We start from the raw sequence: 19,195 nt of genomic DNA on the forward strand, positions 1-19,195 counted from the left end.
GCCTAAACATAAAAGAGAAAAACAGTCCTTACTTTGGGAATGTCTTTCTCTTTTTTCGTACACAAATGTACCGTTACCTGTCAATTTTATAATCGCTCCAGATCAAGATTAGTCAAGCTTTTTATGAATAAAGGTACCTTCAATCCAGTAGGTTGCGTGATTGGCGGTGAACTTTAGCAATACATAGCCCGGATCTGTAGGACCACCGGGAAAGTGTTCGATAAACCAGTCCTGCCAAAGTTCCTGCTTCAGTTTCTCGTCTGTCACGACTTCCACTTCTCCCATCAATGCCACACTGTCCCCCTTCTCCTGAAAACATAATCCTGCTTTCGGATTCGATAAAAAATCAATAGTCTTTAATGAATCCGCTCCGGTGGACATCCAGATAGTGGAAATTCCTTCTGCTGCAATTTTACTCATTGGCACAGGACGGGGATAGCCTTCCTTGTTCACAGAAGCAAGGGTGACAACTTCGCATTTCTGCAATAACTCCACCGCTTTCTCTTTCATAGTTTTTGTTGACATAATCTTATTGTATTTATTTTATTTCGCCACAAAGATAACGGCACAGATGTCCGTTCTATTGTAAAAAATCGACTTTTACTAATCCGGTGCTAAGGTTCGATATAAGTCAGCGTTATATCCTCCGGAACTGTAAGCGAAAGGAATGATGAAGGTGTATTGCCCGACAATGTTTTGATTTCTTTTGAGAAATGTGCCAGGTCATAATATCCTGCGTCGATGGCGGTAGTCAGCAGGTTGACAGAAGTCGTGTTTCTCAGTAATTCTACTGCATTCTTGAATTTAACAATGCGGCTATATTCTTTAGGAGTGAATCCGGTGTTATGTTTAAACTTCCGTTCAAAATGACGCTGGCACAGGCATACCTCATCCATCAGACTACGAACAGAACGCTTCCCTGCGGACTGATTGATTATATTCACCGCTGCGGCAACTTGGGTATCAACAGGCTGATAGTTATGTGCAAGATACGCCAGGAGATATTCTTCAACGACCTGAATCCGTCCCCGGACATCATTCTGCTCACATAACCTCTCGATAAAGGTACTGTCAAAAACCGCCTGCATTTCATTCGTACTGATTCTGTAATTCGCAAACTCATGCAAAGGCAGCTTTGTAAATCCGGATAACCCACAAGGCAGAAAACGAACGCCAAACTGATGAACGAATTCGGCATAAGTGACAAGCTCCGAATATTTCGTCATCGGACCCACAAAGTAAGAACGATAAGGCTGCATGACCAGCGTTTCTTCTTTTACCTTACTCACTGCTTCTCCCAACGTAAAAATGAAATCGGTACAACCATCCGGCAAAATATGGATACGCATACCATATTCCGGAGTTCCCTTAAATTCCCAATAATTATCAATATAGGGAGCGAGTAGACGAGAGGGCTGATATTCTGTGTACATCGGTCTATTTTATACGCAAATATAAAGAGAATAAATGCCAATTCATGTATTTTGCAAAAAATATCATGTACATTTGTGTTTCAAAAAACAGCAAAACGCATGAAGGACTTTGCAGCTATCGACTTTGAAACAGCCAACGGAAAGCGCACCAGCGTATGCAGCGTAGGGGTTGTCATCGTGAGGAACGGAAAAATCGTTAAGAAAATCTATCGTCTGATCCGTCCTTGTCCCAACTATTATACGCAATGGACAACAGCTGTTCACGGACTGACTTACGCGGATACGGAAGAAGCGGAAGATTTTCCTGATGTATGGGCAGAAATAAAACCGCTTATAGACGGTCTTCCGCTTGTTGCTCACAACAGTCCTTTTGATGAGGGCTGTCTGAAAGCTGTTCACGAGCTATACGAAATGACTTATCCCAATTATAAGTTTTATTGTACTTGCCGCACTTCACGGAAAGTGTTTGGAAAAGAGTTGCCCAATCATCAGCTACATACGGTGGCAGCCCGATGCGGATATGATTTAACCAATCATCACCATGCTCTCGCCGATGCTGAGGCTTGTGCACAAATAGCCTTGCTCATCATCCCCGAGCCTAAAAAGCCAAAAGTTGATTTGCACACCGGAAGCTTATTTTAATACGAAAGCTCCGTAAATGAGCAATATAAAAGACACTACCACTATTATTACTGTCAATAATAGCCGTAGTGTCTTTAAAATAGATTGCTAATTATGAATTCTGCTTATAGAATAGACTTTGCAATACCCATTTCCAAACCGCGAAGTTCTGCCAATCCACGCAGGCGGCCTAAGCAGGAATATCCCGGATTTGTCTTCTTCTTCAGATCATCAATCATCTGATGACCGTGGTCCGGACGCATAGCGATAGAACATTTACGACGTTGTTGCAGAAGAATCAGGCTCTTCATTACGTTGTACATATCTACATTTCCTTCCAGGTGGTTAGCTTCATAGAAGTTTCCTTCTTCGTCACGCTGCGTACTACGCAAGTGTACAAAGTTGACACGATCGCCAAAACGCTCCATCATACCTGCAAGGTCATTGTCAGCACGTACACCGAAAGAACCTGTACACAAGCAAAGACCGTTAGATTCGTTAGGAACGGCTTCAATCAGTTTTTTAAAGTCCTCTTCCGTACTTAGAATACGCGGTAAACCTAAAATTGTATAAGGAGGATCGTCCGGATGGATCACCAGCTTCACTCCTACCTCATCAGCCACAGGTGCAATTTCTTTCAGGAAGAAGATCAAGTTAGAACGAAGTTTCTCAGCATCGATATCATTATAACGATCCAATGCTTCCTGGAACTGTTCTACAGTGAAACTTTCTTCCGATCCCGGAAGTCCAGCAATCATATTACGAACCAACAATTTCTTATCGTCTTCACTCATTTGTTCGAAACGGGCTTTTGCTTTGGCTATTTCTTCCGGAGTATAGTCTTTCTCCGCATTCGGACGTTTCAGAATAAAGAGGTCGAAAGCAAGGAAAGCCGCTTTCTCAAAGCGAAGAGCTTTAGAACCGTCAGGCATTGTATAGGCAAGGTCCGTACGTGTCCAGTCTAATACAGGCATGAAGTTATAAGTAACTACCATTACACCACATTTAGCCAGATTACGGATGCTTTCCTTATAGTTTTCAATATATTTCAGATATTCACCGGTCTGCGTTTTGATATGTTCGTGCACAGGTACACTTTCTACAACGGACCAGGTCAGACCCACTTCTTCAATCATTTGCTTACGCTTCATGATTTCTTCTACTGTCCACACTTCACCATTCGGAATGTGATGAAGTGCGTTTACTATACCGGTAGCGCCTGCCTGTTTGATATCCCACAAGCTTACTGGGTCATTCGGACCATACCAGCGCCAAGTTTGTTCACATAGATACATAATTATGATAAGTATTAAGTAATAAGTAATAGGTAATAAGTAATAGGTATTAAATGGAGAATGCGTCGAAACCTCCGTCGATAACAGCTACTGTACCTGTTACGAAGTTAGAAGCATCACTGATCAGATAATGAATAGTTCCGTAAAGATCTTCCGGTTCACCGAAACGATTGAACGGAGTATGAGCAAGAATTGTCTTGGAACGGTCAGTCAGAGAACCATCAGGATTTGTCAACAGCGCACGGTTCTGGTCAGTCAGGAAGAATCCCGGGGCGATAGCATTTACACGAAGACCGTTACCGAATTTCAAAGCCAGTTCGCCAGCCATATATTTAGTGAAGTTAGCAATAGCAGCTTTTGCAGCTCCGTAACCAACCACACGTGTCAACGGACGAAGAGCTGATTCGGAACAGAAGTTTACGATAGAACCTTTCTTCTGTTCTACCATGATTTCAGCAAATACCATTGTAGGCAATACCGTACCAAACAGATTCAGATCCACCACTTTCTTAAAGGCATCAATCTGCAAGTCAAAGAAAGTTTTGTCCGGAGCAATTGTTGCGCCTGCCATATTACCTCCGGCAGCGTTCAGCAATACGTCAATACGTCCATAGGCTTTCATGATCTCCACTTTGTTACCTTCCAGCACTTCTTTGTCCATTACGTCCGTATACAGGAACATAGCTTCATTTCCTTCAGCTTTGATACTTTCTACCAATGCCTTACCTGCTTCTTCGCTTCTATCGAGTACAACAACTTTAGCTCCTTCTTTAGCTAAGTATGCAGCGATACCCTTACCTAAGATTCCGGCTCCACCGGTGATAACAACAACTTTGTCCTTTACGTTAAATAATTCGTTCATGGTTCTTTTATTTATATGGTTTATAACTTATTGTTCAGATAATATTTCAGATTTTCTTTTAGAAGAATATCAATCGGCATCAGGTTCACCTTTTCGGGGTTCTGCTTGAACAGCAAATGATTGCACAATGACTTAATGCCATCGTACCCCTGTCGTTCGGGGCGCTGTGCAACTAATGCAGTGATAACACCATCGGAGAGCAGTTGAGTATTCCTTTCAATAAGATCGTAGCCAACCAATTTTACTTTTTGCATTCCTCTTGCTTTCAGGTAGTTTCCTAAGATATAGCAAGTTGAATTAAAGATGATTCCTCCTTCTATAGTTGCATTCGCTTCAAAGATTTCATCCAGTTTGATAAAATTGTAAACCGAATCATTGATTTTCAATTCTACTTCATGCAAATTTCCGGTAAATCCTGTTTCTTTCAGATAATGACAAAAGCCTTCTCTCCGGTTTTTTCCTTGATTTGAGTCGTTTTTTCCACTATGAATAATTCGTGCCATCAGAATATCCGAAGTCGAAGAAATCTTGTCTGTCAATAATCGCGCAGCAATCACTCCGGCATCATAAGACTCCGTTCCGAAATATGCCAACTGATGTTGCCCTTCAATATTGGAGTCAACATAAACATAGGGAATTTCATTCCTGTCAAGCTCTTGCGAAAGCCGTATAACAGAGTCGGTAAACAGTGTTGCAATCAATACCCCATCTACTTTTTCATCCAACAGGTTGCGGACAATATCATCAAATGTCTTGTTATTGTATTGATCGAAAAAGAGTTTAGTGATCGTTATATTATAAGATTCCATCTCTGAAGCCGCCTTATCGATACCATCGGAAATAGCTTCCCAATATTCTCCGTGCGTAAAAGAAGGAGTAATTGCCACAAAATGATATTGTTTTTTAGATGCCAACGAACGCGCCATCAGATTCGGCTGATAATGAACCATTTCCAGAATAGTCTGAACTTTCTTCCTGTTCTCTTCAGATACCCGTCCACGATTGTGAATCACCCGGTCTACCGTACCGACAGAGACTCCCGCCATCTTGGCGATGTCTACAATACGAATATTTGAGAATTCTTTGTCCATTTACTGATAAGTATCTTGTTTTTCGACGACAAATGTAAAATGAATTATTGAATTAAGCAAAAGTGTGTGCGCACACACGTTCTACTATAAAAATGCTATAAATATGATATTCAGATATTTAATAAAGGAAGGCAAGTAATACGTATGTTGTTAAACATAAGAAAAATAATGGAAAAAGCCATCAAATATATGTTTGGGAGGTAATAAACACCATGACAGAAAAGCTTTTTATCTGTGAAAAGAAACAAAAAGAGGGATATAAAAGGTAAAATGTGTACGGGCACACACTGATTTGTTTATGCATAAACAGATATGAGGGATAGTGACAGTATTTGGTTAAGGTAAATTTTCAAGAAGAAAGCTATTAGTATAAAAGAAAAGTGATAACCGGTTATTTTAAACCTGATTACCACTTTCAAGGATGATTATTTCTCCCATTTTTCTTTTGCTTTTCCAACTGCTTTATCAGCCTCTTCAGCTACTTTATCTGCGACTTTAGCTCCTGTTTCAACAGCTTTTAAGCCAAGATTCATCGCTTTTCTTTCAGCTTCGGCTGCTGCTATTTCAGCATCACGACCGATACGGTGAATAGCGTTATAAATATCACTTTCCAACTGTCTGGCTTTTGCTGTACGTGAAAGACGATAAGCTACTGCACCAAGGATTGAACCAATTCCAAGTCCAATCCAGAAATTCCCATGTCTACATTCCATAATTAAGTTCTGTTTTTAGATTAAAAATAAATTATATAAAATCTTTATTTAGATTTCGAGAATAAAGAAGCAATCCATAATACCAGAATAGCTCCTACGGTAGAAGTTATCAAACTTCCAATCAATCCCGAAGCCGCAAGTCCGAAAAGGGCAAATACCCAACCGCCCAGCACTCCTCCGAGAATACCAAGTAACAAATTTATAATAAGGCCAAAACCTCCGCCACGCATTATCTTACCTGCAAGAAAGCCGGCTATAATACCAATAATAATATACCAAATAAAGCCCATTTTATCCTCCTTTTTTATTTAACAACATCAGGTACCACGAATAGTTCAGTAAGTCAAAAATGAATTAACGACAATTTACACTCCAAACGCCACTATAAATTCACTAAAGAGATAATTTGAGCAACAGTCCGGCAAATATTTTTCTTAGCGACTTCCGGCTTCATGGCTGTTTCTAAAGACATGGGCGAAGGAATGATAGAAAAGAGACCTTGAAAACCTGCCTGATTCAGAATTTCCGTATCCTCTATGCTGCCTGCCACAACAATGACCGGTATCCCTTGTCGTTTCGCCTCTTCTAATATTCCGGAAGGTACTTTTCCCATTAAAGATTGACGGTCTGTTCTCCCCTCACCGGTTATGATCAGATCAGCACCTTTTATTTTCTCACTAAATTTCAATGTTTGGAGCAGTAAATCAATGCCGGGCTTTAGTTCAGCATTCAGAAAAGCAAGAAAAGCACCTCCCAAGCCTCCGGCAGCTCCTGCTCCGGGAACGTGAGTGATTTCTCTTCCGGTAGTTGAATGGATCAATCGGGAAAAAGACTGCATACCCGCATCTAATTTCTCTATCATTGCATCATCCGCCCCCTTCTGCCGGGCAAAAACATGCGCAGCGCCTTCCGGACCACAAAAGGGATTTCGTACATCACAGGCTATCGTGAAACGAGTATCTTCAAGTGCAGGGTGAACGGAAGAAAAATCAATAGCGGCAATTCGATGCAGGATTTCGCCTCCTTCTCCCAAGACTGCTCCATCCTTATTGAGAAATCGGGCTCCTAATGCTTGTAACATACCTACTCCGGCATCATTCGTAGCACTTCCTCCGATACCAATGACAAATTCCCGATATCCCTGTTCAATAGCGTGCAATATCAATTCACCGGTTCCATAAGTAGTGGTCAGCATCGGATTTCGTTCAGTTTCTGATAATAGCGGCAGACCATTCACGGTGGCCATCTCAATAAAAGCAACGCGTTTATCACCCGAAACTCCATAAGTGGTTTCTATCGGGCGCATCAAAGGATCATTCGCTATGATCTTCTGATAAGTGCCTCGTGTTGCTTCTACCAAGACAGTCAATATTCCCTCACCTCCGTCGGCTATCGGAAAACGAATGACTTCACAATCCGGACAAACCAGCTTTATGCCTTCTTCCACCGCCTTTTCCACCTCTGATGAGGAAAGACACCCTTTGAAAAAATCCATCGCTACTACTACTTTCTTCATTACTTATAGATTTAATAGTGACAAATATATTGAGAAACGGGAAGTTTACGTACCTTTGCAGTCATTTTTTCAGGAACATTTCAAAAGAATAGGTATTATGGTACAGAATCAGGAACAACCCGTAGGAAGAATTACGTTTTCTATCCTCATCGCATTAAGCCTTTCGCATTGTCTCAATGATCTTTTGCAGTCCGTTATATCGGCAGCCTATCCATTATTCAAAGACGATTTGGGACTCAACTTTGCACAGATCGGCCTTATCACACTGGTTTATCAACTCTCGGCTTCGGTATTCCAGCCAATCACCGGAATCATCTTCGATAAACATCCCGTTGCCTGGTCACTACCTATCGGAATGAGCTTTACAATGATAGGAATGATCAATCTGGCATTCTCCAACAATCTTTATTGGATGCTGATCTCTGTTTTTCTGATCGGAATCGGTTCTTCCGTCTTGCATCCGGAGGCATCGCGTATTACTTTTCTTGCTTCGGGTGGGAAACGGGGACTGGCACAATCGTTATTTCAGGTAGGAGGCAATTTAGGAGGTTCACTAGGTCCTTTATTGGTAGCTTTGCTGGTGGCTCCTTATGGCAGAGAGCATCTGGCCGTTTTTGCGCTTTTTGCTTTGGCTGCTATCGGTGTCATGTACCCGATCTGCAAATGGTACAAATCTTATCTCAACCGAATGAAAGAGCAAAAGGCTACAGTGAAAAAGGCTGTACATTTGCCTTTACCGATGGATAAGACTGCTTTATCTATCGGCATCCTACTGATATTAATCTTCTCAAAGTATATTTATATGGCAAGCCTTACCAGTTATTATACATTCTACTTGATTCATAAATTCAATGTAACTGTACAGGAATCTCAATTATACTTATTTATTTTTCTGGTAGCTACTGCTATCGGAACATTGCTCGGCGGTCCTATCGGCGACCGTGTAGGACGTAAATATGTGATTTGGGCTTCTATCTTAGGAGCTGCACCTTTTAGCTTACTGATGCCGCATGCCACTTTAGCATGGACCATCATTTTAAGTTTTTGTGTAGGGCTGATGCTTTCGTCTGCTTTTCCGGCTATCCTGCTTTATGCGCAAGAGCTGCTCCCTACCAAGTTAGGGTTGATTTCCGGTCTTTTCTTTGGTTTTGCCTTTGGAGTAGCAGGTATCGCTTCGGCTGTACTTGGCAATATGGCTGATAAATTTGGAATTGAGTCGGTTTATAACGTTTGCGCTTATATGCCGTTATTGGGATTAGTCACGTTCTTTTTGCCCAATTTAAAGAAACAGAAGATACAGGTATAAAAAAACGACCGGTATGCATCGTCACGACGTATACCGGTCTACAAGTTAAGGTCAAAGTCAAAAAATTAAGAGAGCTATTTATAAGTTAGGGTTTGCATTAATCTCTTTTTCAGGGATAGCATACAGATAATAAGAACTGTTCGCTGAGAACGCTTTACCATCCGGAAAATTAAGGAACCAATGTCCTAACGGATTTCTTTTCGCAAAACTGCCGCCTTCCTGCCAGCAATCCACTTCCGTTTTCTGCATATCCTCAGATAAAGCCATGCGTTCTACCGCCTTCTGATTACGGAGTACATCCGTTATACCGAATCCTTCTCCCCAAAGTTCGCGTCGGCGCTCCATCAGAATTTCGTCAATCACCTGCTCTTTTGTTTTCCCTGTCACATCATAATTACCTACGCCACGGGCAGTACGTAATGTATTCAATGGGGCAACAGCCTGATCCAGTGCTACTCCATCTCTGACCTTGGCTTCCGCTTCTATCAGATACATTTCTGCCGAACGCATCAGTACCAGATCTGCAGTATCATCCGAACGCATATGGAATTTCTTATAACCCAGATATCCTTCACGCATCCATTGGAAAAGAGGCAGACGGATGTCACCTTTAACAAAAGTATCCATCAAGTGCGGGTCGGCCATAAAGCTACTGTAAGCTCCGACATACGTTGCATCCAGATAGTAGAAATTATAACTTGCATCCGATTGCGAAAGTGTTTGAGGAGATCCCCAAATCCATTCCTTATTGGAAATATTATTAAAACCTTCGTACTCGGCAGTGGTAGTCATTAATGAATATCCTTTGCGTGCAGCTTCGGCAGCTTTGGCGGCCTCTCCCCATTGTCCTGTCAATAAGTAAGCACGTGCCATAAGACCGTTGACAACATCCGTATTCGGTTTGAATTTCTGCCCGTCTCCCTTGCGGACGTAGTTTGTCAGATAATCCTGTGCAAGATTCAAATCATCAAAGATCTGCTGATAAACTTGCGCCACTGTCGATTTGCCTTTCGGCTTGGTACCGCTTGTAGTCGGTTCCGTATATATAGGCACACAGGGAGCATCTTTATCTTTCAAATATGTAAACTGATAATGCTGTACCAAATGCAGATAACAAAAGGCACGCAAAGCCAATGCCTGTCCCTGTGCCTGCCGAAGTTCCTCGGAGTCACCCTTAATCGAAATGGCAGTGTTGCAGTTATCAATTGTCTTATAGATCAGATACCAGGCAAACGAAGTTCTTCCATCGGAAGGAATCGCCACATCATTAAACTGATAGGAAGAATTGAACCCATATTTCGGACGGGAGACAACATCGCTTGCCATCATATCATCCTGACATTGAAGTGCCCGATAACCAATATTGGCATACGTCGTGCCGTATTCAAACAGGTTATACCAAGCTCCGTTGAAGAGACGTTCTGCATTTCCGGCTACTGCTACCTGATCGGAGCTTACCGCATCCGTAGGTTCCGTATCCAGAAAGCTACTGCTACAACTTGTCGCCAGAAACAGTCCGGCAACAGCAGTAAGTATAGATTGAATTTTTATCTTTTTCATATATCGTGTAATTTTAGAAAGATAGATTGATACCTCCGGAAATAGTTCGCATAGCCGGATAACGGTAATAAGTGATACCCGTGATTCCCTGTTCAGGGTCAAGTCCCTGATTCCGGTGAATAGTGAACAGGTTATCGCCCTGCACAAACACCTGAACACTGCTCAATGCCAGTTTGCTGATCCACTGTTTCGGCAGATCGTAAGATAGCGTCAGGTTTTTCAGTCTCATATATGAATTGTTCTGCAAGAAACGGGTGGAAGCTGAGTTCCAGTTATTGGAAGTAGTGCTCAAAGCAGGCACGTCTGTATAACGGTTTTCCGGTGTCCATCTCTTCAATATCTCCGTAGACCAGTCACGGCCTTCCAAACTTCCGTTGTGCAGAATCATAGTAATATCACGGTTGTAGATATATCCGCCGATGCTATAAGCAAAGATGGCGGACAGATCGAACCCTTTCCATGAAAGCGATGTATTGAAACCACCATAAACTTTCGGGAGGGAAGATTTATTGACGTAATAATAATTTGCCGAAGCATAGTCGCTTGTTGTGACACGTTTTCCGGTCAAATTATCATTGGCATCTTTCTCATCCATATACCACAGCGGATTACCGTTGTCAGGGTCTACTCCCGCCCATTCTTTCATATAGAAGTCATAGACTGACCGTCCTACCTGCAATTTATTTACGCCACTTTGCGGCATATCCTTCAGCGGAAGTTCCGTCACCTTATTCTTATAATGCGTCAGGTTCATTCCGAGTTTCCATACCCATCCATTCTGATTGATAATGGTTCCGTTCAGCACCATCTCAATACCTGTATTCTTCAATGCGCCTACATTCTCATCAATAGAGCCATATCCTAAGGAAGGAGCGATCGGACGGGAATAAAGTAAGTCTTTGGAACGACGCGTAAAGAAGTCGAACGAACCGGAAAAACGGTTGTTAAACAGTGAGAAATCAACGCCGACGTTAAAGTTCAGGTTCGTCTCCCATTTCAGGTTCGGAGTAGCCATACGGTCGGAAACCAAGGCATTCTCTCCGAGATTGGAAACGATGGTATAAAGTCCCTTGCTTGCATAATAAGTACCCAGATTATCATTTCCCTGTGCACCGTAGCTCATCTTTAATGTCAGAGCAGAAAGCCAGTTGGCAGTGGAAGCCATAAAACTTTCACGGTCGATACGCCATGAAGTTCCCAAAGACCAGAAGTTCCCCCAGCGAGTCTCCGGTGCAAAACGGGAAGAACCGTCACGACGAAAGGAAGCGGAGAAAAAGTATTTATTCTGATAGTCATAAAGCGCCTGGGTGAGATATCCCACCAAAGCATAATCGATACGATAACCGGAACCGCCTGTCAACTGTGAGCCGACTACCAGTTCGGGCATATCGGGCTGTGCCATCTTCGTACGTGAAGCAGTCAGTTCATCATAACGGTACGAATAGGCTTCCATTCCGGCAAGCACATTAAAGTGATGATCACCGATGGTTTTATCATACGACGCGATGTTGTTCCATGTCCATGAAAAAGTACGTGAGTTCAAGCGGCTGGAACCACCTCCGTTTTCCAGAGCCGGACCGATTTTCGGATTCGTATAATCCAGCGTATTATAGTTGATCAGGTCGAAGTTGAAACTTGTCTTGAATTTCAGCCCTTCGATGATCGTAGCTTCGAGATAAGTACGACCGGAAAATTCATCTTTCATCCGTTCCGATTTATCCAAAGGCAAGGTAGCCGGCAAGTTCCAGTTAGCCATAGAACCGGAAGGACGGTATGAACCGAAATCGTAGATACGATCCCCATTGTCATCCAGCTTGTAGCTGCCGTCCGTATTCATTTCACAAATAGGATAAAATCCGGGCATAGTACGTCCTGCCGTAATCACGTTGCTTGTTTTGGAATCCGAAGAAACCGGATAATTCTGCATGGAATGGGCAAAACTCAGGTTGATGCTTCCTTTCAGCCAGGAAGTCATTTCACTGGTCACGTTCGAACGAAGGTTGAAACGTTGGTAGCCGGATTCGAGTGCAATACCTTTATCGTTCAGGTAGCCGGCAGAAAAGAAGTATTGATTAGCCTTTCCACCACCGGAAACACTCAGATTCAGTTCGGTACGAAGCGCTTGCTGCTCCATCGCGTCACTCCAGTCGGAGTTCCATAACGGACGAGCACCTGCTGCCAGCTTTCCGTCTGTCCCCACAGGTTGCGGATATTGTGTGCCGTAAGGATTCGGACCGCCTCCCATCAATTTTGTAACCAAGTCTTTAGAAGCCTGCGTAGCTGCGGTGGCAGGGGTATAATCAGAGCTCTTGGCATACTGGTTGCGAAGCGCTTCCCAGTAAAGTTCGAAATACTGATTGGTATTGACACGGTCATAATCGCGTACCGCACGACTGGAACCACCCAGTGTAGCTTTCACCTTGACAGTAGCTTTCGAGTCCTGCTGTCCTTGTTTCGTAGTAATGATAATCACACCGTTTGCACCACGCGAACCGTACAGAGCAGCAGATGCAGCATCTTTCAGTACAGTCATGGAAGCGATGTCATCAGGATTGATCGAGTTGACGCTGCCATCAAAAGGTACGCCATCAACCACATACAACGGGGCACTGGAGGCATTGATCGAACCGATACCACGAATACGGATTTCGGCATCCGTACCGGGCTGACCGCTGGAAGCACTGGCTTGCACACCGGATACCGTACCTTCAAGTACACGAGATACGCTGGAAGTCTGTAACTTCTCGATCTCTCCCGCCTTCATAGTCGAGGCAGCTCCGGTAAAACTATATTTCTTGGCAGTAGCATAAGCTACAACCATCACTTCTTCCAGTTCTTTGCTCTCCGATTCCATTGTGACATTGATCACATTCCGGTTGTTCACCGCTTGTTCCACTGTCCGCAATCCTACAAAGCGGAACACGATAGTCCCATTGGCAGGGGCTTCAATTGAATAGTTTCCATCGATATCGGTAATGGTGCCGGAAGAGGCCCCTTTCACTTGTACGGAAACACCGGGTAAAGGCTCTCCTTCAGAAGTCACAGTACCCGTTACGCGTTTCTCTTGTTGTGCTTCTGCATACACTACATTGCCGGCAGAAAGCAATAGAAACGCCACTAATAAACGTAAATAGATTCTCATAATTTTGTGGCTTAGGATTTATTTGCTTGTTCTAACTAACAGAATACATATCTCATTTGTTTAGGAAACGAAACATTTTTTTAGACGATTATTAGTATAAATCAACGAAAGGTAGTACATTCGTGAAACGAACAGCATCAATCATAACAACGAAAAATCACAGGATGAAGCAAATTGTTCTATCTCTTTTTCTGTTTCTGTCACTCTCCTTACAGGCCCAGGCTGAAAGGAGAGATACCCTTATGAGCGATAGTCTGCAAACTGATTCTGTGATACCGGCCAAACCAAGCGCTTTTAAGAGAGCGATCAGGAAGTTCATGAATTTCAGTGACTTCGACACCCTTTACATCAGTCCCAACCGGTATAATTACGCATTGATGACTACCCATTTCAGCAACTTTGAATATTATTCCGTTACCAGCAATCTGCCCCAACCGCAGAAGCTGAGTTTCTCTCCCAATCCGCATAACAAGATAGGATTGTACTTCGGCTGGCGATGGATCTTCCTGGGATGGTCTGTAGACGTGGACGACATTTACCGGAAGACCAACCGAAGGAACAAGGGAACAGAGTTCGATTTAAGTCTATACAGTTCCAAGCTGGGAGTGGACATCTTCTACCGTCGCACAGGTAACAACTATAAGATTCATAAGATCAACGGTTTCCCGGAAGATGTCCCCGCCAATTACTCCGAAAAGTTCAATGGAATAAAAGTAGATATCAAGGGATTGAACCTATACTATATCTTCAACAACCGCAAATTCTCCTACCCTGCCGCTTTCAGCCAGTCAACCAATCAGCGCAGGAATGCAGGTTCGTTTATCGCAGGCTTTTCCATTTCAAAACATAATCTTGAGTTCGACTATGCAGAACTTCCGGCTTTCATACTGGAAGCGATGAATCCTGCCATGAAAGTCAACAATATAAAATACACCAATGCCAATATCAGTTTCGGTTATGCCTATAACTGGGTATTTGCCCGCAACTGTCTGGCATGCCTGTCTCTCACTCCCGCCATAGCCTACAAAGCCTCCGATGTAGATGCAGAAACCCACGAAGGGAAGACATGGTACGGCAATTTTAACCTGGATTTTTTGATCCGTGCGGGAGTTGTCTATAATAACGGAAAATATTTCGTCGGCACTTCATTTGTCGGAAAGAACTACAATTACCACCGGAATAATTTTTCACTGGACAACGGGTTCGGAACGCTTCAGATATACGTCGGATTCAATTTCAATTTACGCAAGGAGTATAGAAGAAAAAATACAAGATAAAGGATGTGTATAAACGATACAAGGTAAGGGTGTATATTTGCAGTATATTATTGTATCGCTTGCTTATCCAAAGAATCTTTGTACATTTGCCCCGTTCTTAACTTCAAAAAACAAGAACCTGATGAAGAAACAACGCCACATACAGACCACACGTTCCCTTCTTTCCCGCTTCCGCTACTGGGGCAGGAAGAACTATGCCGCATTTGCGAGTATGGGACGTGAATTTCAGATCGGTCATCTGCATACCAATGTGGTAGATGTGGCTCTTCGCAAGCAGAATGCAAAAGTTACTATCCCTTATCATACATTTATGACACTTCAAGAAATCAAAGACCAAGTACTGGCAGGCTTCGACATATCGTCCGCCCAAGCCACTTGGCTGGCCAACATGGCCGACAGCGAGGCGCTTTATGCCGCCGCGCATGAGATTACCATCACCTGTGCTTCGCACGAGTTCGATATGTGTTCCATCATCAACGCCAAGTCCGGCCGGTGTCCGGAGAACTGCAAATGGTGCGCACAATCCTCTCACTACAAGACTCAAGCCGAGATTTACGATCTCCTGCCCGCTGAAGAATGTCTCCGACAGGCAAAATACAACGAAAGTCAAGACGTCAACCGTTTCTCCCTTGTCACCAGCGGACGAAAACCTTCTCCCAAACAGATCAGTCAACTTTGCGATGCGGCCCGCCTTATGCGGAAACATTCGTCCATCCAACTTTGTGCATCCCTTGGATTACTCAACGAAGAAGAACTCCGCGCCTTGCACACAGCCGGAATCACCCGCTATCACTGCAACCTCGAAACAGCTCCTTCCTATTTCCCCACACTCTGCTCCACACATACACAAGAGCAGAAGCTGGCCACTCTCGACGCCGCCCGCCGGGTAGGGATGGATATCTGCTGCGGTGGCATCATCGGCATGGGAGAAACAATGGAACAACGTATTGAATTTGCTTTCACTTTGGCGGAATTGAATGTACAGTCCATCCCCATCAACCTGCTAAGTCCGATCCCCGGAACTCCACTGGAAAATGAAAAGGCATTGAGCGAAGAAGAAATCCTGCGAACCATCGCCCTGTTCCGCTTCATCAATCCTACCGCTTTCCTGCGTTTCGCAGGAGGACGTTCGCAGCTCACTCCCGAAGCCATGCGCAAAGCCTTGTTTGTCGGCATCAATTCCGCCATCGTGGGTGATTTGCTGACCACACTCGGTTCCAAGGTTTCCGACGACAAGAAGATGATTCTGGAAGAAGGTTACCACTTCGCCGACTCCCAGTTTGACCGCGAGCATTTGTGGCATCCTTATACTTCTACTACCGATCCATTGCCTGTCTACAAAGTAAAGCGGGCGGACGGAGCAACGATCACACTCGAAGACGGGCGGACACTCATCGAGGGAATGTCGTCCTGGTGGTGTGCTGTGCACGGATACAATCATCCAGTATTGAATCAGGCGGCAAAAGACCAGTTAGACAAGATGTCCCATGTCATGTTCGGAGGACTGACTCATGATCCGGCCATCGAGTTAGGCAAACTGCTGTTGCCCTTGGTTCCCCCATCCATGCAAAAGATATTTTATGCGGATTCCGGTTCGGTGGCGGTAGAAGTTGCCTTGAAGATGGCCGTGCAATATTGGTATGCAGCCGGAAAGCCCGACAAAAACAATTTCGTAACCATCCGTTCCGGTTATCACGGTGACACTTGGAATGCCATGTCCGTATGCGATCCCGTTACCGGGATGCACAGTCTTTTCGGTTCATCGCTTCCTGTCCGATATTTCGTTCCGGCCCCCTCTTCGCGATTTGACGGAGAATGGAATCCGGACGAGATCATCCCCCTGCGGGAAACGATAGAGAAACACTCCAAAGAACTGGCGGCGCTCATCCTCGAACCCATTGTTCAGGGAGCAGGCGGTATGTGGTTTTATCACCCGCAGTATCTGCGTGAAGCGGAAAAACTCTGCAAAGAACACGATATCCTCCTGATCTTCGACGAAATAGCCACAGGATTCGGACGCACCGGCAAACTCTTTGCCTGGGAACATGCCGGAGTGGAACCGGACATCATGTGCATCGGAAAGGCACTGACCGGAGGATACATGACACTGTCTGCAGTATTGGCAAGCAATCAGATAGCAGATACTATCTCCAATCATGCCCCAAAGGCTTTTATGCACGGTCCTACCTTTATGGGGAATCCGCTCGCGTGTGCGGTGGCGTGTGCTTCTGTCCGGTTGCTGCTCGACTCCGGCTGGGCAGAGAATGTGAAACGAATCGAAGCTCAGTTAAAAGAAGAACTGGCTCCCGCCCGCAAGTTTCCGCAAGTAGCGGATGTACGGATATTAGGAGCCATAGGAGTCATCCAGACAGAACGTTCGGTGAGCATGGCATATATGCAACGCCGCTTCGTAGAAGAAGGTATCTGGGTACGTCCGTTCGGAAAACTGGTCTACCTGATGCCCCCGTTCATCATCTCTCCGGAGCAATTAAGTAAACTGACTTCCGGAGTACTTAAAATAGTCAGAGAGATGTAACTTAACTATCTTCTCAAAAAATGAATAGATTATGATTTTAGACTCTATCAATCAAGAACTTCTGACTTTAAAAGAGAAGAAGAATTACCGTTCTCTCCCACAGTTGATTCATAATGGAAGAGACGTGACAGTAGACGGACGACGGATGCTGAACTTATCATCCAATGATTATCTGGGGTTAGCCAATGAGGTGTCTTTAAGAGAAGCGTTCTTAAAGACCATCACTCCGGAAACCTTTCTGCCCACTTCCTCTTCCTCCCGCCTGCTGACAGGCAACTTCACTGCCTATCAGGAACTGGAACAGCAACTGGCCACTATGTTCGGAGCAGAAAGCGCCCTTCTGTTCAATAGCGGATACCACGCCAACACAGGGATACTTCCTGCCGTCAGTGATGCCCGTACATTGATCCTTGCGGACAAACTCGTACATGCCAGCCTGATAGACGGAATCAGATTATCATCTGCCAAATGTATCCGGTACCGGCACAATGACTTAGCCCAGCTCCGGCGTCTTCTTGAAGAAAACCACGGTATGTATGAGAAGATAATCATCGTTACCGAGAGTATCTTCAGCATGGACGGAGACGAAGCCGACCTGCAAGCGCTGGTACGATTGAAACACGATTACGCTAACCTTCTTCTCTATGTAGACGAAGCCCACGCTTTCGGAGCACGGGGCGAGAAAGGCTTAGGATGTGCCGAAGAACAAAACTGCATCAACGACATCGACTTTCTGGTAGGAACTTTCGGGAAGGCGGCAGCATCCGCTGGCGCATATATCATCTGCCGACAGACCATCCGGGAATATCTGATCAATAAGATGCGTACCTTTATCTTCACAACGGCCCTTCCTCCTGTCAATATCCAGTGGACCGCATGGGTACTGAAACACTTCGCTGATTTCCGGAGCAAAAGGGAGCATCTGCTGCAAATCAGCAGGAAACTGAAAGAAGCACTGACCGAGAAAGGATATAACTGTCCTTCCGTCAGCCACATCGTGCCGATGGTGGTCGGAGCAAGCGAAGATACCATCAGGAAGGCAGAAGAATTGCAACGCAAGGGATTCTATGCCCTGCCGGTACGCCCGCCTACAGTACCCGAAGGGACTTCCCGTATCCGCTTCTCATTGACAGCGGACATCACAGAAAAAGAAATCGATACACTTATAGAAATCATTAACGGATGAAGCAGACTTTTATTATCAGGAACAATGGAAAGCACCTTCTACTATTCTTCGCAGGATGGGGAATGGACGAAACGCCTTTCCGACATATCCATCCGGCGGAATGTGACTGGATGATTTGTTACGATTATCGTTCGCTGGAATTCGATACGACTTTAATACAGGCATATTCCAAGATTTCGCTGATCGCATGGTCAATGGGAGTCTGGGCGGCTTCGCAGGTAATGAAGCAATATCCCTCCCTGCCTGTTTCCCAAAGTACCGCCATCAACGGAACACTTTATCCGATACACGAAACGAAAGGAATTACGCCATCCGTTTTTGAAGGCACCCTGCAAGGACTGAACGCACAAACCCTACTGAAATTTCAGCGAAGAATGTGTGGTTCTGCTGCTGATTACAAGGCTTTTCAGACAATAGCTCCCAAACGTCCGGTTGAAGAACTGAAAGAAGAGCTTGCCGCCATCCGGCAGCAATACTTGTCATCCCTCCCTTCGGAGTTTGTCTGGCAAACAGCCATCATCGGAGATAACGATCGGATTTTCCTTCCGGACCATCAAGAGCAGGCATGGAGAAACAAGGCAGTCTCCCTCCTGCACGTCGAAGCTGCCCATTATCAGCAGGAGCTTTTTAATGAGGTAATCATGAACATTAAATAAT

The 19,195-nt window shown here is 44.4% G+C and carries 16 protein-coding genes; 6 read left to right on the forward strand and 10 right to left on the reverse strand.

The features are described from left to right. Nucleotides 1–108 precede the first annotated feature (108 nt). Together BT_RS07240 and BT_RS07245 are read right to left on the reverse strand one after the other, a co-directional pair. On the reverse strand, nt 109–525 hold the full coding sequence (locus BT_RS07240) for a pyridoxamine 5'-phosphate oxidase family protein (RefSeq protein WP_011107774.1): 417 nt from the start codon (nt 523–525) through the stop codon (nt 109–111). A gap of 89 nt (nt 526–614) precedes the next feature. Further along, entirely contained in the window at nt 615–1,433 is an 819-nt protein-coding gene (locus tag BT_RS07245; RefSeq protein ID WP_011107775.1) for a helix-turn-helix domain-containing protein, read from the reverse strand. A gap of 99 nt (nt 1,434–1,532) precedes the next feature. Here BT_RS07245 and BT_RS07250 point away from each other — a divergent pair, with 99 nt between their 5' ends. Continuing rightward, nucleotides 1,533–2,075: a 3'-5' exonuclease gene (locus BT_RS07250; protein WP_008762345.1), complete on the forward strand. Its 543-nt coding sequence runs from the start codon at nt 1,533–1,535 to the stop codon at nt 2,073–2,075. 104 nt (nt 2,076–2,179) lie between these two features. Here BT_RS07250 and uxuA read toward each other — a convergent pair whose 3' ends face one another. The 6 genes from uxuA to BT_RS07280 all read right to left on the reverse strand — a co-directional run bounded on the left by uxuA (nt 2,180) and on the right by BT_RS07280 (nt 7,531). After that, nucleotides 2,180–3,349, reverse strand: a complete 1,170-nt coding sequence (gene uxuA / locus BT_RS07255) for a mannonate dehydratase (protein WP_011107776.1) — start codon at nt 3,347–3,349, stop codon at nt 2,180–2,182. 49 nt (nt 3,350–3,398) lie between these two features. Continuing rightward, nucleotides 3,399–4,211: an SDR family oxidoreductase gene (locus BT_RS07260; protein ID WP_008762343.1), complete on the reverse strand. Its 813-nt coding sequence runs from the start codon at nt 4,209–4,211 to the stop codon at nt 3,399–3,401. A 20-nt stretch (nt 4,212–4,231) separates the two neighbouring features. Further along, nucleotides 4,232–5,302: a LacI family DNA-binding transcriptional regulator gene (locus tag BT_RS07265; protein ID WP_061474082.1), complete on the reverse strand. Its 1,071-nt coding sequence runs from the start codon at nt 5,300–5,302 to the stop codon at nt 4,232–4,234. Between the two features lie 425 nt (nt 5,303–5,727). Beyond that, complete coding sequence (locus BT_RS07270; RefSeq protein WP_008762341.1) at nt 5,728–6,015, reverse strand: YtxH domain-containing protein; 288 nt, start codon at nt 6,013–6,015, stop codon at nt 5,728–5,730. 44 nt (nt 6,016–6,059) lie between these two features. Beyond that, nucleotides 6,060–6,305 (reverse strand): GlsB/YeaQ/YmgE family stress response membrane protein, encoded by a 246-nt coding sequence (locus BT_RS07275; protein ID WP_008764857.1) that lies wholly within the window; start codon nt 6,303–6,305, stop codon nt 6,060–6,062. Between the two features lie 92 nt (nt 6,306–6,397). Next, nucleotides 6,398–7,531 (reverse strand): glycerate kinase, encoded by a 1,134-nt coding sequence (locus BT_RS07280; protein ID WP_011107778.1) that lies wholly within the window; start codon nt 7,529–7,531, stop codon nt 6,398–6,400. Nucleotides 7,532–7,628: 97 nt separating this feature from the next. Between BT_RS07280 and BT_RS07285 the strand changes: the two genes are divergently transcribed. After that, the gene (locus BT_RS07285) at nt 7,629–8,837 is read left to right on the forward strand and encodes an MFS transporter (protein ID WP_016267165.1); all 1,209 of its coding nucleotides are present in this window, start codon (nt 7,629–7,631) and stop codon (nt 8,835–8,837) included. Nucleotides 8,838–8,915: 78 nt separating this feature from the next. On the opposite strand, the gene BT_RS07290 is transcribed toward BT_RS07285, so the two are convergent. Then, on the reverse strand, nt 8,916–10,397 hold the full coding sequence (locus BT_RS07290) for a RagB/SusD family nutrient uptake outer membrane protein (protein WP_008762337.1): 1,482 nt from the start codon (nt 10,395–10,397) through the stop codon (nt 8,916–8,918). Nucleotides 10,398–10,410: 13 nt separating this feature from the next. Next, nucleotides 10,411–13,539, reverse strand: a complete 3,129-nt coding sequence (locus tag BT_RS07295) for a SusC/RagA family TonB-linked outer membrane protein (RefSeq protein ID WP_011107780.1) — start codon at nt 13,537–13,539, stop codon at nt 10,411–10,413. Nucleotides 13,540–13,703: 164 nt separating this feature from the next. Here BT_RS07295 and BT_RS07300 point away from each other — a divergent pair, with 164 nt between their 5' ends. From BT_RS07300 to BT_RS07315, 4 genes are all read left to right on the forward strand, one after another. Beyond that, a complete protein-coding gene (locus BT_RS07300) occupies nt 13,704–14,816 on the forward strand; it encodes a DUF4421 domain-containing protein (protein WP_011107781.1) in 1,113 nt (370 codons plus the stop codon). Nucleotides 14,817–14,937: 121 nt separating this feature from the next. Next, nucleotides 14,938–17,352, forward strand: a complete 2,415-nt coding sequence (gene bioA, locus BT_RS07305) for an adenosylmethionine--8-amino-7-oxononanoate transaminase (RefSeq protein ID WP_011107782.1) — start codon at nt 14,938–14,940, stop codon at nt 17,350–17,352. Nucleotides 17,353–17,383: 31 nt separating this feature from the next. After that, nucleotides 17,384–18,538 carry an 8-amino-7-oxononanoate synthase gene (locus BT_RS07310; RefSeq protein WP_011107783.1) on the forward strand — a complete coding sequence of 385 codons (1,155 nt, stop codon included), beginning with the start codon at nt 17,384–17,386 and terminating at the stop codon, nt 18,536–18,538. Beyond that, a complete protein-coding gene (locus tag BT_RS07315; protein WP_011107784.1) occupies nt 18,535–19,194 on the forward strand; it encodes a DUF452 family protein in 660 nt (219 codons plus the stop codon). Before BT_RS07310 ends, BT_RS07315 begins: the two co-directional genes overlap by 4 nt. Nucleotide 19,195 lies beyond the last annotated feature (1 nt).

Source organism: Bacteroides thetaiotaomicron VPI-5482 (assembly GCF_000011065.1).
GTDB classification, from domain to species: Bacteria; Bacteroidota; Bacteroidia; order Bacteroidales; family Bacteroidaceae; genus Bacteroides; species Bacteroides thetaiotaomicron.

Coding starts and splice junctions, on each gene's coding strand:
- BT_RS07275 (WP_008764857.1), bottom strand. CDS start 6,305: ATGGGCTTTATTTGGTATATTATTATTGGTATTATAGCCGGCTTTCTT.
- BT_RS07265 (WP_061474082.1), bottom strand. CDS start 5,302: ATGGACAAAGAATTCTCAAATATTCGTATTGTAGACATCGCCAAGATG.
- uxuA (WP_011107776.1), bottom strand. CDS start 3,349: ATGTATCTATGTGAACAAACTTGGCGCTGGTATGGTCCGAATGACCCA.
- BT_RS07295 (WP_011107780.1), bottom strand. CDS start 13,539: ATGAGAATCTATTTACGTTTATTAGTGGCGTTTCTATTGCTTTCTGCC.
- BT_RS07280 (WP_011107778.1), bottom strand. CDS start 7,531: ATGAAGAAAGTAGTAGTAGCGATGGATTTTTTCAAAGGGTGTCTTTCC.
- BT_RS07300 (WP_011107781.1), top strand. CDS start 13,704: ATGAAGCAAATTGTTCTATCTCTTTTTCTGTTTCTGTCACTCTCCTTA.
- BT_RS07240 (WP_011107774.1), bottom strand. CDS start 525: ATGTCAACAAAAACTATGAAAGAGAAAGCGGTGGAGTTATTGCAGAAA.
- BT_RS07285 (WP_016267165.1), top strand. CDS start 7,629: ATGGTACAGAATCAGGAACAACCCGTAGGAAGAATTACGTTTTCTATC.
- BT_RS07270 (WP_008762341.1), bottom strand. CDS start 6,015: ATGGAATGTAGACATGGGAATTTCTGGATTGGACTTGGAATTGGTTCA.
- bioA (WP_011107782.1), top strand. CDS start 14,938: ATGAAGAAACAACGCCACATACAGACCACACGTTCCCTTCTTTCCCGC.
- BT_RS07315 (WP_011107784.1), top strand. CDS start 18,535: ATGAAGCAGACTTTTATTATCAGGAACAATGGAAAGCACCTTCTACTA.
- BT_RS07260 (WP_008762343.1), bottom strand. CDS start 4,211: ATGAACGAATTATTTAACGTAAAGGACAAAGTTGTTGTTATCACCGGT.
- BT_RS07245 (WP_011107775.1), bottom strand. CDS start 1,433: ATGTACACAGAATATCAGCCCTCTCGTCTACTCGCTCCCTATATTGAT.
- BT_RS07310 (WP_011107783.1), top strand. CDS start 17,384: ATGATTTTAGACTCTATCAATCAAGAACTTCTGACTTTAAAAGAGAAG.
- BT_RS07290 (WP_008762337.1), bottom strand. CDS start 10,397: ATGAAAAAGATAAAAATTCAATCTATACTTACTGCTGTTGCCGGACTG.
- BT_RS07250 (WP_008762345.1), top strand. CDS start 1,533: ATGAAGGACTTTGCAGCTATCGACTTTGAAACAGCCAACGGAAAGCGC.